The sequence below is a fragment of the Campylobacter sp. CCUG 57310 genome, from assembly GCF_013201975.1.
Classification (GTDB): domain Bacteria; phylum Campylobacterota; class Campylobacteria; order Campylobacterales; family Campylobacteraceae; genus Campylobacter_A; species Campylobacter_A canis.
Map to the genome: position 1 here is coordinate 192,698 of NZ_CP053845.1, position 16,271 is coordinate 208,968.

The 16,271-nt window shown below is 32.5% G+C and carries 7 protein-coding genes; 5 read left to right on the forward strand and 2 right to left on the reverse strand.

The genetic code is table 11. The annotated features are described in order from the left end of the window. Nucleotides 1-115: 115 nt before the first annotated feature. Nucleotides 116-2,116 (forward strand): autotransporter outer membrane beta-barrel domain-containing protein, encoded by a 2,001-nt coding sequence (locus CORI_RS01050; RefSeq protein ID WP_173030450.1) that lies wholly within the window; start codon nucleotides 116-118, stop codon nucleotides 2,114-2,116. Between the two features lie 291 nt (nucleotides 2,117-2,407). Here CORI_RS01050 and CORI_RS01055 read toward each other — a convergent pair whose 3' ends face one another. Continuing rightward, nucleotides 2,408-5,911, reverse strand: a complete 3,504-nt coding sequence (locus tag CORI_RS01055) for a S8 family serine peptidase (RefSeq protein WP_173030451.1) — start codon at nucleotides 5,909-5,911, stop codon at nucleotides 2,408-2,410. A gap of 199 nt (nucleotides 5,912-6,110) precedes the next feature. Continuing rightward, the gene (locus CORI_RS01060) at nucleotides 6,111-7,349 is read right to left on the reverse strand and encodes a saccharopine dehydrogenase family protein (RefSeq protein ID WP_173030452.1); all 1,239 of its coding nucleotides are present in this window, start codon (nucleotides 7,347-7,349) and stop codon (nucleotides 6,111-6,113) included. A 110-nt stretch (nucleotides 7,350-7,459) separates the two neighbouring features. On the opposite strand from CORI_RS01060, the gene CORI_RS01065 reads away from it, so the two are divergent. From CORI_RS01065 to CORI_RS01080, 4 genes are all read left to right on the forward strand, one after another. After that, complete coding sequence (locus CORI_RS01065) at nucleotides 7,460-8,062, forward strand: tRNA 2-selenouridine synthase (protein ID WP_173030453.1); 603 nt, start codon at nucleotides 7,460-7,462, stop codon at nucleotides 8,060-8,062. A gap of 256 nt (nucleotides 8,063-8,318) precedes the next feature. After that, a complete protein-coding gene (locus tag CORI_RS01070) occupies nucleotides 8,319-8,924 on the forward strand; it encodes a tRNA 2-selenouridine synthase (protein ID WP_173030454.1) in 606 nt (201 codons plus the stop codon). A gap of 51 nt (nucleotides 8,925-8,975) precedes the next feature. Continuing rightward, nucleotides 8,976-12,395, forward strand: coding sequence for a hypothetical protein (locus CORI_RS10590; protein ID WP_216842249.1), 3,420 nt, complete (start codon nucleotides 8,976-8,978; stop codon nucleotides 12,393-12,395). A 27-nt stretch (nucleotides 12,396-12,422) separates the two neighbouring features. After that, complete coding sequence (locus tag CORI_RS01080) at nucleotides 12,423-16,226, forward strand: hypothetical protein (RefSeq protein ID WP_173030455.1); 3,804 nt, start codon at nucleotides 12,423-12,425, stop codon at nucleotides 16,224-16,226. Nucleotides 16,227-16,271 lie beyond the last annotated feature (45 nt).

Here is a 16,271-nt window from a genome sequence, read left to right on the forward strand (position 1 = left end):
TATTTTTTGTGCTAAAAACTTGAATTTATTACGATATATAAGTCATTGTATATAAGTAAAATTTAATTTTTTTAATATATAATTTAAATTATTTTTAAATGAAAAGGATATTTATATGGAAATTTCAAAAGTTGTTTGTGGAGTATTGGCGGGGATAGCTTTAAGTTCGATTTCTTTTGCTGCGGATTATGATTTAAAAGATATACCGCAGATGCAGGCTGTAAATTTAGACGATGATATAGCAAAATCAGAAAAAGAAAAAGATGAAGCTAAAAAAGAGCAAGGAGAAAATAATAAGCTTCTTGAGGGTTTGAAAAATCAAAAGAATCAAAAAGAACAAGAAAAAGTAAATGCCGATAAAAAACTTAAAGATAAAAAAGCTGAAGTTGATAACTTAACTAAAAGCCTGACTAAAGACATTAAGGAGGCTGATGAGAGAATTAGAAAAGCAATTGAAGAGAGGAAGGGAATTGAAAAGTTAATCATATCATTTCCGGAACAAATTAAACAATTAGAAAAAGAACTTCAAGTATTAGATAAAGAGATCAAGGAATTAGAGAAACAAAAAGAATCTGCCGACCCATCTTCACAACCAGGCATTCAAGAAAAAATAGATAAAAAAAAGAAAGAAAAAGATGAAAAAACAGAGAAAAAAGAAATTGTGAAAGCGGATATTGATAGGCTTAAGGAAAGGAAAAAAGGAGTAGAAGAAGATTTAAGAGAAGCTCAAGAGCAGAAAAATAAATTTAATGCTCAAATAGATCAAGCAGAGAGAGAGTTGAGTGAGCTTGTACCAAAAACACAACAACAAATACAAAAGGCCGAACAAGAGATACAAAGATTAAATGGCGAGATAGATGCTTTAAATGAAAAGATTAAAAAGCAACAAGAGAAGATAGATAAGATAGAAAAAGAGCTTGAAAAAGCTAAAAAACAAAGAGATAAATCAAAAAATTTACTTTCAGGAAATGAGCTTAGCGCCGAGCAAAAGGATGTTTTAAGAGCATTGCTTGAGTTTAAGGGAAATGATGTAGTAAATGCTATCATATCACAAGGAACAGCTGAGGAAATTTCAGAATTTGTAAGATCAAATACTACATCTATCAACCAAACTTTAGAGTCGTTAAATAAAGGATTGCAAACGGATATTATAAAATTTAGCTCAGATTTATCGACAAATACTCGTCTTGCTAAACTAAGCAATCCTTTTAAGGGTGATCTTGCTCTTGCCTATGCCGTTAAAAATTTAAAAGGAGAGATGTTTGCCGATAGTGGCGACTCTATGGCTTCTGTGGTTAGATACTATACTGATAGATTTAATTATGATAGTAACTTTTGGGGTAACATTATAGGAGCAAAAGGCAAAGTAAAAGATGGCGGCAACCCTGAGCTTTATGGATTTACTTTAGGATATGACAAAGCCTTTGATGATGTTATATTTGGTGCGTTTGTCACTTATGCTAAGTCAAAAGTTGATTTTAGTATGATTGAGAGCGAGGCCGACAACTACCAAATAGGCGTTTACTCAAGAGCTTATATGGATAATCACGAGATAGACGGTAAAATTTCTATGGGTATAGCAAAAAATGAGCTTGATAGAAGCGTTAAGGCAGGATTAAATACTCTTAATCAAAAAGGCAAATACAATTCATATTTAGCATCTTTTGATCTGGACTACGGATATGTGACAAAGCTTAGCGATACTATGTTTATCAAGCCTACGGTAGGTTTTGGATACTCTTTTGTAAAAAATAAAGCATTTAACGAAAGCGGAGATTTGCCTTTGTCATACAATGCAAATAGGTCTAAAGTCTTAAATTTAAGAGCATCAGGCGAATTTAGAAAGTATGTTAATGACGGAAGTTACTTGTATGTAGCGCCTGGAGTAGAAAGAGAAATTTATAAAAGCATTGATGATAATATAGTAAGATTTGTAGGGTCAAATAAAGATATTATCTTTAAAAACAATGATAAAAAATCAACCTATTTCACACTTCAAACAGGTGCTGATTTTAAAATAACCGAAAGCTTAAGCACAAATCTAAATTTTGGCGTAAAAGCTAAATCAAAAAATCAATTCTACAACGGAAGCATAGGATTGAAGTATAAATTCTAATTAAATTTGTGTAGTAAAGTCGCCGATAGTTTTAGTTAATTTAAAGCGTTGGCGACTTGAAATTTATATCTTCTTTTTAGCCTCATATCTCTTGCCGGCCTCATCTCTATTATCTCTCATACCAAACCTTGCTTTGTAAGCTCATCCGTAAAATGATATGTCTCGGTTTGAAATTCTATCGCCAAATGTGAGACTTAGTTGGATAAGAGAGATATAAAAATGTGGAAACCAAAGAAAAAGGAAAAGTGGAGTAAAAAAAAGGGGGGGGGTAATAGGCAATTAAATTGCCTATTAAAATTCCATACCAACACTTAATAAAACATTGATTTGTGAATAATTTTTACCCTGTTCGCTAGATAGACCTATGCGAGTAAAGTATCTTTTGTGTATTAGTTCGGCATCCATTCCATAATACACACTGTGTCTGCCCGCAGTTGTTTTTTGATCAAAGCTTTTGTCTGCAAAATCGCTGAAATGAGTTTTGTTATTTATTTTTTCGTCATTTAATCTTAGAGTATAGTATCCAAAGCCGTTTAAATTTAACTTCGTGTAATCATTTAGCGATAGTTGATAGCTTGTATGAAGCCCAATTGATGTTGATAGGGTTTCGTGTCTCTTTTTATCATAGGTTTTTGCAAAAATTCCGCCTTGCTCATTAAATTTATTTTGCATTACTGTTGAGTAGTTTAATGTCACAACAGGTTTTATGGATAAATTTTCAAAGTTGAAATTCTTTAAAATTCCTATTTGGGATGATGCTAAATAGCTTTTGTAATCAGCTTTTAAGTCGCTTGATGAGCCTACTATATATCTTGTAAGATCGTTAAACCCTATGCCTAAATTTCCTTGAGCTATGAAAGAGTAGTTGTTCCCAAGATCTAAAAGACCGCTTATGCCTACAGAAATTCTTTTTTGTTCGCTTGATGAGTATTTGTGCGTGCTTTTTGAGGTTGCTAGAGCTATTGAGCCGCCAAGTAAATTTTCATCTATCAGTTTTTTGGCTTGTAAATTTGTAGAGTATGTTTTGCTCTTATACTCATCATGATTTAGTTTTATGTAGTTTGAATTTAAAGAAATTTGAGTATCTCTTCTACTGTCTTGGAGCGCATCATATGCTATCTGATCGGTTACGTCAGAGCTTAATGATGCCATAGGCTCGCTTGGTAAAAGCATAGGAGAAAATGTTGAAAGCAAGAAATTTGTATTATCCAGTGTAAGTTTTTCTTGCGCCCATAGATTATCTTTGGCATCACTAGGAACAGGCGAATTTTCAAGGCTATCTAATGTTTTGGCAAATTCACTTTTGCTTGCTTTATCTAGATCTTTAAAAAACTTATTATACTCTGCTGCATGAGGATTGTTTTTCGCAAAATCTTTGCTTAGTTTTATGTCTAGAATTTTATTGATCAAATTTTTAAAATCATCATCATTGTTGTTGTTTTCGAATGGATCTTTCTTTTTGTTGATTTTGATGATGTTTTTATCTTGAACCGTAAAATCGAATAAATTCGTATCTCTTGCGTCTATAGTCAAGTTATCTGTTGGAAGGTTGCCTAGATTTACGATAACTTCAAAATTGTTCGCAAATGTATCTTGGCTGTTTTTATCATAAACGGGCGTATATATAAGCTTTCCGCCTAAAATATCATAACCGTTTGCGTTAAAGCTAGTGTGTCTTGCTTGAGGATTAAATCCTATCTCAAGATCGCCATTTGCATTTTGAGTATATTTACCTTCTATGTTTAAATTTCCTATCGCAAGACTTCCATCCTTAAAGCCTGCCTTAACTATACCGCTTTCATTTATAAGATCGCCTTTTATAGTGCCTTCTCCGCTTAAGACGCCTTGATTTTTGAGCGTCACATTAGGTGTTATGAGCTTTCCCTCTTTAAGCTCTATGTTTCCTGCGTCCGCGACAACCGAGCCACGTATATTATGATCATTTTGACTAGATGTTATGAGCTTTCCGTTTTTATAGATGACAGCATTTCCTGTGATGTCTGCACCTTTTAAATTTATATTTCCACCATCTTTTGCATAGACATTTTGTTTTATTTTTGAACTTGCCTCAAGATCAAGATTGCCTTTATCTACCGCCCAAAGATTGCTATTTGTCATCTCGCCTTTTATCTTTAGGGTTCCGCCAGAAGCTATAGTTAAGCCTTTATAGTCGGTATTTCCTGCTAATGTCAGTGTTCCTTCGCCTATTTTTCTAAAGCCTATTTTATCTATATTTTCAATGTCCATAGCCGGAGAATTTGATGCATCTGCAACATGCAAGCTGCTATCCCATAATTTTTGTGTTATATCATTGGTAAATTCTCCATTGTGTCCTTTTGTATCAATGGTATAAAGGGCTTGTTTTTCACCGTTAAATTCAACTATATTTTCCGCATCAAATCTATTTGCATCAAGTTTAGCTAAACCCTTGAGCGCCTTATCTACATCTAACACGCCTTGACCTATTAAATCTCTTTTGTTAAGTCTTACGATACCGTCTTTTGGAAAAAGTTTTCTAAGCATTGTGTCTATGTCGGTTTGCGAGTATCCTATACTTGAAAGATCTTGCCTTACTTGATTTTGATCTATTTGACCGTTTTTCATAGGTACGTCATTATCTATGTATATGATATGATAAAAAGCTGTATTGTTAAAAGATTTTACGGTAAGTTTTGGCAATATCACGTCATCATTTGCAGTACTTAAGATGATATTTGCCATATCAATTCCACTTAAAAACGGAAATTTTTGTTGCAGCAAGGCCGCAGCACCGCTCACCATAGGCGTTGCTTGGGAAGTTCCGCTCATATTAAAAAATTTAGCTATTTCCTCAGGTTTAGGGTTGTGAAATCCACTATGATTATAATAAGAATTTGCAGAGTCTATGTACTTACCAGGTGCTATTATAGAGTAATAAGAGGCGCCTTTAAAGGCATTTGAAAATTTAGCAAGACTATCGCATTCGTAAGTAGGGGCATTAGAGGCACATTTTCCACTTATAAATTTTATACGTCTTTTGCCTGTAGAGTTATCAACCTTAGTGTCTTGTCCGTTCATAGCCCCTACAACTATCCATGATTTAATCGATTTATCGTAAGACGGAACGATAGCTGTTGAGCTTGGAGCTAGCATACCGTCATTTCCTGCAGCTATTACTATTAGAGCTTTTTCCTCTTTAGCAAGTCTTATAAGGCTTGCAACTCCTTTGCTATTTTCATTAATTTGTGCCAATTTTTCCGCATTTAAATGCTCATTAAAAGTATTGTAGCCGTTTGACATATCTCCTATTCCAAGACTTGGATATTTTTGTGAGCTCCAGCTATTATTTATAATTTTTATATTTTTTCCGCTTAGATCATTATAGAGATTTCCTGTATAGTTTGAAAATAAATTTACATATCCTACTCCGTAATATTTAGCCCCTTGCGCTATACCGTAAGGTTCGTCATTTCCTAGTTTTTTGCCTAAAATAATTCCGGCTATATGAGTTCCGTGTCTAGCGCTATCTTTTTTTGCTCTATCCGCTATTTCATTTATACTATTTTGATCTACGTTAAATAGCCCAAGATCTTTGTTTTGTATGCTTGGGTGATTTGTTTTAAAAAACGAATCGACAATTCCGACTACAACACCTTCGCCTGTTATACCGGGATTGTTTTGGTATGCGCTTGGCAGATTTATTAGCTCATAAGATCTTCTTAATACACTAATATAATCAGAAGAAAATCCTACTATAGGAAAAGCCAAAAGTAAAATTTGAGTTTTTTTCAATTTATTTTTTAGTGATTTTTTCAAATACTATCCTTTTTGATTTATTTTCAATTTTCTAAATCGGCAATTATAGAATAAAATTTAATAATTTCTAAATATAAAATTTGAATCTTGTTTTATTTTACTATATAAAGTGCTATTTTAAGGGGATTTTGTAGTAAAAATTTAAATTGTTTTTTGTTAAATAAAAATTTAAAAAGGGCTAAACATAGCCCTAAATTTATTAAATTTTCCTCTCAACCTCATATCTCTCGCCGGGTTTCATCTCTATTATCTCCCATGGCAAACCTTGCTTCATAAGCTCATCCATGAAAGGCTTAGCGTTAAATTCTTCCATATTAAATACACCTTTACCATTCCAAATTCCTTTAGCAACCATCATAGAGCCTATCATAGCAGGAACTCCCGTGGTGTAGCTAACGGCTTGCGCACCCGTCTCTTTATAGCACTCTTCATGATCGCATACGTTATAGATATAGACTTGGCGCTCTTTGCCGTCCTTTATGCCTCTTATGACGCAGCCGATGTTTGTCTTGCCTTTTGTTCTTGCGCCAAGGCTGGCGGGATCCGGAAGTAGGGTTTTTAAAAACTGGATAGGCACTATCTTCATGCCGTTATGCTCGACTTCGTCTATGCGCAGCATGCCGACGTTTTCAAGGCATTTCATGTGAGTTAGATAGCTTTGTCCAAAAGTCATAAAGAAGCGAATTCTCTTAAGTCCTTTGATGTTTTTAACTAGGCTCTCAAGCTCTTCGTGATATAGCAGGTAGCTGTCTTTTACTCCGATTTTCGGGTAATCCCACTTAAACATTATCTCCATAGGCTTGGTTTCTATCCATTTGCCTTCGCCGCTTTCGTCTTTTTCCCAATACCTGCCCTTTGAGCTAACTTCGCGCAGGTTTATCTCCGGGTTGAAATTCGTAGCAAAAGGATATCCGTGATCTCCGGCGTTGCAGTCTAGGATGTCTATCTCGTGGATTTCATCGAACAAATTTTGCTGTGCATAGGCGCAAAATACGTTTGTCACACCTGGATCAAATCCGCTTCCAAGAAGCGCCATCGTGCCTGCGTTTTTAAAGTCGCCGTCTTTTGCCCATTGAAGCTTGTATTCAAATTTAGCAGTATCGGGATGCTCGTAGTTTGCGGTGTCTATATAAGGAATTTTAGCTTTTACGCAAGCGTCCATAAGTGTCAAATCCTGATACGGAAGCGCCACGTTTAGTAGCAAATCGGCTTTGGTTTGTTTAATGAGTTCTACAACCGCATCGGTATTATCAGCGTCGATTTGAGCCGTATTTATCGTAACTCCAAGGCGCTCTTTGATAAATTTTGCTATAGCGTCGCATTTGCTCTTTGTGCGGCTTGCAAGCGTGATAGTCGTAAAAACATTACTATTCATCGCGCATTTTACGGTTGCCACTTGGCTTACTCCACCGGCTCCGATAATTAAAATATGTTTCATGATTGCTCCTTTTTTATATTATTCTTGCCTGATATTGTAAAATTATATTATATCTTAAAAATATTTAGTAGTTTAAGGTTATAATATCGATTAAACCAAAAGGACACACTATGAAATTTATCTTAGCCATGCTATCAATAATATGTTTAATCTTTTTAACGGGTTGCTCTGCTAAAGATACAAACAACATAAACAAAAAAGAGTTAGAAGAATTAGCTAATAAATACGGAGGAGTGTATATATTTAATAAGAAGTATTTAGAGGAGATAGAGAAGAGGGAAGAGGAAAGAAAGAATTTAAGTGCGGAACTCGGAGATAAGATAAGAAAAAAGATAGGTAAGCATACTTATTCTATAGATATGAAACCCATAGATAAAAAACTCCCTCAAATTCTATCGAACGGTAAGAGATATTATACTTATTGGACTCATTATGAAAACGAAACGGGAAAGACGGCTGTTATTCCTCAAATTTATGTAGATAAAATAAAAAAATTCATAGGACTCGAAAATTATAATAAGTATAAACCCGATATGCTTTTATCTTATTTTTATATTGACAAAAATAATGAAATAATTCCTGTATCTATATCTGTATATTATAATGTTATTAATACCGAATACGGAATATTCGGAGATGAGGGTGCAGGAATATCTTTTACAAAAAAAACAGTAAAAGATTTGGGCGGATTTAATAAATTCTATTTAGAATAATCTAAATTAAAATTTAATAAAATAAAAACTATAAATTTAAAAGGCTAAATAATGAACAGTGATAATAAATCGGTATCTAAAATAATACAAGACATAAAAGATTATGCAAATTTAGCCGATGCTTCTTATGTTTTAGCCTTAAACTTAATGTTTGTATAATAAACCATAGCATACATTTTTATAAAAGACAAATTTAATTAACAAATCAATATAATAAAACCTACTAAAAACTCTCAATAAACCAAAAGGACACACTATGAAATTTATCTTAGCCATGTTATCAATAATATGTTTAATCTTTTTAACGGGTTGCTCTGCCAAAGATACAAACAACATAAACAAAAAAGAGTTAGAAGAGTTAGCTAATAAATACGGAGGAGTGTATATATTTAATAAGAAGTATTTAGAGGAGATAGAGAAGAGGGAGGAGGAAAGAAAGAATATGATAAATGAATTAGGAGATAAGATTGTTATATCTAAAAAACAAATAAAAGTGGGGGATAAACCAAAAAATATATATAGTATCAATATGAAACCCATAGATGAAAAACTCCCTCAAATTCTATCAAACGGCAAGAGATATTATACTTCTTTTTATAAATACGAAGGCAAAGAAAAAGTTTCAGACAAAACAATAGAAAAAATAAAAAATAATATGAGTAAGGAAGCTTACGAAAAATCCAGAATAGTTCCAAGGTATTTTTATATTGAAAACAACGAACTTATTCCCATAGTAATAACAGTAACATTTGATTATATAAAAACCAACTACGGAATATTCGGAGATGAGGGTGCAGGAATTAGATTTAAAGATAAAGAAATTATATATTTAGATAGTGATAATACATTCTATTTAGAATAATCTAAATTAAAATTTAATAAAATAAAAACTATAAATTTAAAAGGCTAAATAATGAACAGCGATAATAAATCGGTATCTAAAACAATACAAGACATAAAAGATTATGCAAATTTAGCCGATGCTTCTTATGCCTTTTACAATTATGTGGATAATAACGAAAAACTAAGTCAGGCAGATAAAGATTACAATGAAAACGTAAGAAAAAAACCTAGGCCTGTTTGGGAATTTGCAGATGGAGAAAGAATAGGACATAAGTTAAAAGACGACATAAAAGATGAAGATGGAAATATTTTAATACCCTCGGGAAATCCTACGGCTTACGCTTTGGCTACTGAAGCCAGATTTATGCAAGAAAAGATAATTAAAAGACCCAAAACTATACAAAGAAAACAAAATCTAGGAAATAATAATATTGAATATGAGGATATTCAGATAAATAATAATATTAAAAATTTTATTGTTAAAGACGGTGATTTGCAAGAACTTTTTTACAAACACTCCTATTTATCAACTCGAACCAAGATGTTTTCTAATCGTTTTAGACTGATTCATCATCAGGAAAATACTTCTATAAGCGGGTTTTCGTATACTATTTTTAAAGATGATATATCAAAGTCCGCTCCAAACAGATATACTATAGCCTTTAGAGGAACAGAAGCTTATCTTAAAGGTGGAGAGATCTTTAAAGATATGATTTTAACTGACGGGTTTATAGCCGGTTTAGTGGGAATACCTCAAATCATATCTTTAATCATACTTAAAAAAGAGATGATGAGTAAGATACAAGAGGATTTTGCTAAAAACAATTCTAATTTAAATGAAAAATCAAATACAAGCGCAGCTAAATTTGAAACCGTGGTAGTAGGACACTCTTTGGGAGGGCATTTAGCTCAGGCTACTTATTTGTATAAAAATAGCTTAAATATAAAAGAGCTATATACATATAATGCTCCGGGATTTGGCGGAGCTTTGGCTTCTTTATTTAACATACTTTTAAGAGTGGTAAGAGTTGTAGTTAAATTTATAATAAAGGGCGTTAAAAAGTTATTTGATCTTTTTGGTTTTACAAGAAGAGTTATAGATAGATGTGTAAATAAGGTTTATGGTGGCGGCAAGACTACCGATGAAGTTATAAGCGAGTGCAAGGAGCATACTAACTATAGTCGTGATTTTGATGAGGCTGCAAAAAATGCAAAAGATGCAGGCAAGAATAGCTTCGGCGGTATTGAAATTCATCATATAGAAACTATAAAAAAGGCGATTCCGGTAGATGATTTTACCATTAATAGAGAGTCAAGACAGACTATAGAGCCTAGTGTGTCTGTTATATCGGATCTTGGATATAAACTTGGACTTGGCATAAGAAGCAAGTTGGATTATAAAAATACCGATAGGCTTCATTTGCTTCATATAGGAGAACTAGACGGCTCTTACTATCTAAACAGCCATTATATGACAAGCATTATATATGCTTCTCATTTTTATGATTATCTCTTAAAGCAGGAGAATAATAAAAACAAAGAAGCATTGAGCAAGGATATAGCTTGTGCTCTTGATTATTTAAATTCATACTCTCAAATTTTAGTAGATTTGATAGACAAGGATAAATTTTATAAGGACAATATAAACATTAAATCAAAAAATCAAAACTATATAAGCATAATCCTAGACGAGATGTATTATAGGCTAAAAAATAAAAAAGATAACTCTGAGTATAAGGAATTTATAGATAAGTATGAAAATAATGTAAATAAAGTAGAGTTGGTAAACATAATGCTAGATCTTGCCGAAAAAGAAGTTTTTATAAAGATAATAGATAAAAAAGATCTAGAAAAAGAGTTTGAGGACGATAAAAATTTTAGAGCCTTATTTAAAATGCTACCTTTTGTTCCTAGTTTCAAAAATGATGAAAAGTTGGATAAAAATGATATAACTAAAGCGTATAAGTATAACTCTAATTTCACAAAGACTTATTTGACTAGAGATAAAGAGAAATTTTTAAACGCTAAAAAAGAACAATATAAAAACACTATGTTTGACGACGAGTTTAATAGTATTTATGTATCGCCCGTTTACAACAACAAAAACTATGTAAGACTAAACGAATGGAGCTCTACGGTATTTGTAGATACTCTAAATAGAGAAATTTTTGTATTTAGTCATAATAGGGATGTTGTTGATTGCAAGAGTATTTATAAGCGAGTAGAGGAAAAATTCGCAATTCAAGATGATATGAGCTCTTATAAATATCATATTTTTTTAGATGGTGTGCTTTTAAGCGGAGCCGGCGAATATAAAGATACGGCTTTTGCGTTTGGTTCGCTAGATGAAGGCGGCAATCCCGATGAGTCCAAACCTGTTTATTATTACCAAGATAATGGCGAAGGCGAAGGGACGTTAAGAGTTTTTAACAAGAACTCCAATGTTGATATATTGCACTATTCTTTAGGAGATGAAAGTCTTGGAATCAAACTTATGCCTACCCATAAATCAACGATGCAAAAACGAGAGCTTTCTCGTTCAATACCAAAGAAAAGAGAGTTTGACGATATAGAAAAAAGACAATCAATAGCCGTTCGTTTTCCTATCATAGAAGATGATGTGGTTATGTGCGAACATGGCGGTACGGTAATACTAAAAAGTGTTAGAGGAAGGACTCTTAGGACAAAAGGCATTCCTATAATACTTGGAAGCGATTTTATAAATTCTCCTATAATAAACTGCCCTTGTAACTCTCCTTGCACTAGTGTAGCCGTAGTTCCAAGAAGTGCATTAAGTGAAAAAACGGTAAATAATGAGCATGCCCTAATGCAAGACTATATCTCGGAATGCTTAAGCGATAAGGGAAGCAAAATTATATGTGTTAAGAAGCCTAATGATTTTAAATTTTTTGATTCGAGTCAAGATAGCGAGTTTTTCGATAAACAAGGAAATGCTCAGAATGAAATTCAAAAATCAAATATAAGAGTGCACTTTAAATCCGATGCTTCTCAAAAAGACAACATGCTTGTTTGCGTATATTATTTAAACGATGTTAAATTCGAGGATAAAAATGGATTTAGCAATATAGAACTTGATTTTAATAATGCAAATAGTGTAAGCGACACCAAGCTTTTAGATGATTTAAAGAATAACTACAAGAAAAATCACGAATTTAAAGAATTTAGCTTGAAATTTGGGAAAGATGAAATAAAAATGGTATTTATAATACCGGAGTATATTCATAAAGTAAGCAAGCAAAAGTATAATGAACTGAATAGGCCAAGTAGTGGAATAGGATATTTTTCAAGACTTCACGGCTTTGATAGCACAAAGTGCAAAAAAGATTATGTGGTAAAAACTATCGTGTTTTACTCGCCCGGATATGTTAAAAAAACCGCTCTTGACATAGCAAAAGGGTTTGATGATGATTATGCTTACGAAGTAGGGTTGTGTAGAGTTGATATAACTAACTCTTTAAAAATCGGTTGATACAAATAAGGTTGCTTAAGGACTAATATGGCTTTAGAAAATTTACAAACTATACACAAAATAGATGATCTACTTGAGAAATTTAGCGAATATGAAAAGCGTTGCAATCATATAACTTTTTATTGTTCAAATTTAAATAAATTTTATCCTATTAAGGAAGCATCAGAGCTTGGCGGAAGTATCATTAACCGACTTTTCAACTGCTCTAAAAGCAAATCCGTAAATATAATAACAAAATACTATGTGGATAAAGATGAAATTTTAGATAGTCGAGATGGAGGTGACAATCGCCAAGAAAAATACATAAAGATCAAAAGATTTTTTAAAGATAGCATAGATGTAAAAGTTTTACTTGATGGCAAATCTCCGGTAGAAGAATTTACAAGAGGCCTTATCAGGCTTGCCGATGATATAAAAAGGATTGAATACGAAAAAGAAATATCAAACAACCCCCATTATAGGTCCTACTCTTATAATCCTCCTAAGGCAAATATCCAAACTTATACCGAAGCTACAAATTTATTAATCAAACACTACCAAGAGCAGGAAGCCAACATATTAGGGCTTTTAAAAAAGCTAAAAGACGATATTGTAAAACAAGCCAAAATGATTTTTTCTAAGGAAGAATTTGATGCTGAAAAACAAGCTAAAGACAATATAGAAGAAGCCTTTAATAAGCTTACCGAAAATATGAAAGAGCTTTCTGAAGACGGAATAAGAGTTGTATTAAAAGAGTTTATAAAAATGCTTATAGAGCTTGTGGATATAAGCGATTTCAAAAAGACACTTAAAAAGACAAATTTGCTTTTAAATGCCGATTCGGTGTTTAGATTTGGACTAAACGTCTATAGTTATTATAGCAATAGAGGTTTTTATGCTTTTGCAAATCCGATTAGGAGTTTGCTTGCTCAAGAATTTGGTTTTATGTTTAATCTCGTAAATACTAAGTCGCTTTGCAATATTATAGTTTTTAAGCCCGACAAAGATAGTAAGGACGGTTTTTTTATAGATTTTACGGGATTTGACGTAGGCAGTCAAAATGAAGAAGTAAATGCTGATGAGTATTTAGGAGTTTGTGGGTATGTAAGTGGCGATACGGATGCTTTTGATTATGAAAAAGCTACTAATGTATCTACGGCAAAGCACAATCCGAAAATCGCTCTTAGGGCAAACAAAGGAGAAGGTAGGCAAAAAGATAGCGATAGTATGTATGCGATGCTTACAAATACGGTAGCTTCAAGCCGTTTAAATTTTGTCTATATTCAACATCCTTTTTTTAACTCTTTTAAATTTGCCAAACTCATATCGGGCAAATCAAATATCTCCAAAAACGATAAAACTAACAGTGAGAAATATACGGGAGTGACAAAAAACTATCTTGTTATATCAAACGCCCCTTTTAAAGAAAATGCAGGACTAAGCGAGCGTATCCTTACCGCTGCTTTGCAATACAAAATAACTGATGAGAACAATAGAATAAATAAAAATCCAAAAGTAAACAAGACATATACCCAAGCTCCTGACGATATGACCCCGGTAAAAGATTATAGTAAATATAAAATAGAAATTAATGCAGATAATGAAAACGATGCTTATGTTTTAAATTTAAGCCCGTTTATTCGTATAGAAAAATCATATATAGACGAGCTTAAGCAAGACATACTAGTCGGCAATGAAGCTCTTTGGGATATTGATAATAGCGATGATGTAAAATATAATTTAGAGCTTATTGAAAAAGGTGAAGTGTCTAAGCAAAATTTAGATTATATAAACTTGTTTTTCAAGCAGCCTAAAGACATGGAAGAGATAAGAGAGAAAGAACAAAAGTATCTAGATCAAAGCATTGATTATTTTAAAACTTTTTTTGAAAGTATAAACAAAAAAGATATAACTGTATTTAAAGACTATAGCGGCAAAGTGTTGTATGTTTACGAAGGATTTTTTCCCACAGATGAAGATCCCTTTGTTCAGAGTGATTTCGTAACAAATCCTTACTCTGCGCTAGATGTGGTGCTATTATCGGTCACGTTTTTTATGATTAAACAGATGTACGGAAAGGTAGGTGTCAGTAGGTCTGAGTCAGTATTTAGTGGCATCGGAATCAATACGCAAGCCGACGAATACATATCTGTACATGAAAGGAAATTTAAAGTATTAAATAAGAATGCTTTTATGGAAGATGAAAATTCTAAAAAACGAATTTACTTCTTTAGAGATACAAAGTCTGGAGCAAAAGATGAAGATGCTCTGTGCATAGAGGAGTTGGCCGATGAATTCGAGAAGAATTTAATACGTGACGATCAAGTCTTGTTTGATGATGAATTTTATAAATTATTATCCGAACTTGAGTCGAGTTACGAAGATGATAAACCTAAATCCGATTTATCGAATGAAGAGAAAGATATAGAGGATTTTTTAGATAAAGAGTATAAACTCAATAAAGATAGATATAATCAGCTAATAAGCGATTTAAACAATATGGGCAAATCAGAAAAAGACATTATCGATGAAGCTATTGAAAGCATTACAAACGATATTCTTAAAAATTTATTTCCTTTTTATGCATATTTTTCAGACGAAAACTACAAACACATCCTAAGAACCATAGCAAAAAGTATATTTAAAAGAGAGTCCTTAAAATCTATCCTAATTCAAGAGTTGGGAATTTTAAGCATAATATCTACTTACAACAATATAAGTTCAAAGATAAATATAGTAGCTACCAATAACCCAAAACGGATTAAAGGCATATCTAAGCGTATAGCAAATAAATCATTTGCCAATATTTTAAAATTTAAAAAGTATACTTTCTTGTATTACATAGACAAGGAGAGCAAGTCTAATTATAAAAAATTAAATGATGCAAAGAAGATATATCCCGATATACTTTCAAAGATCAATAAAGAAGTATTAAAACAACACATTGAAACCTATAAAAGTGCATTAATGGAATCTATAGTAAAAAATGGCCTATCAAGCATAGTGGATTGTTTAATCACTACGAAATTTGAAGAGCTAAAAAATGGGTATGAGAAACTAAAATATGAGAAATTTACCCATAAACACAACGACCCTTATGCAGTCGAAAACATATCCTTATGTCCTTTAACACACAAGGCGTCCTCAAATGAAAAAAGTTCATATCTATACTACCCTATGAATATATACTCATCTTTTATGAGTATTGATCTAAAAGATATGTTTATAGGAGGAAGACTATCAAGCGGAGGACTTGATTATAACTCCTTTATATATTACGAGATGGATAACTCAAATCTTAAAACGTCAAATAATCTTTCTAAGCAACTACCTTTAAACAAACTGCTTGCATACTTATGTTTAGATGAGCTTAGGACCACAAGCGATAAAAGCGATCATAAATACTTTAGACATCTAAAAGGTAAAGAATTCGGCTTTATGCCTGAAGAGTTAAAGATAGCAGGGTTTAATAGAGAGCTTAATATATCCAAACTAAACCCTATACCTATAGAGCACAGGAATGAGATGTATAGAGTTTACCAGCAAGGCTCTGAAGATGAAGTTGATATTCCTATAGACAAATACAACGAATCAATGGAAATCCTAAACGACTTTAGCAGAGGAATTTATAACACTGACGAAGAAACCAAACAGGATGATAAGGCAAGAAGGCTTCTTAAGGCTCTTAACGTAATAGGACAGAATAATCTTAAAGGTATGTATGTGGGGTGTAAAGAGAGAGAAAAAGACAGAATAGCTAATATAAATACTGTTATAAAAGAAATCCCCCCTCGTCTAATCGGAAGATTAGCCACTACAATCATAATGGAAGACGGACTTTATATAGGATGAAATTTAATAAACTTACAATAATATCTTTAATATTTATAATTCTAA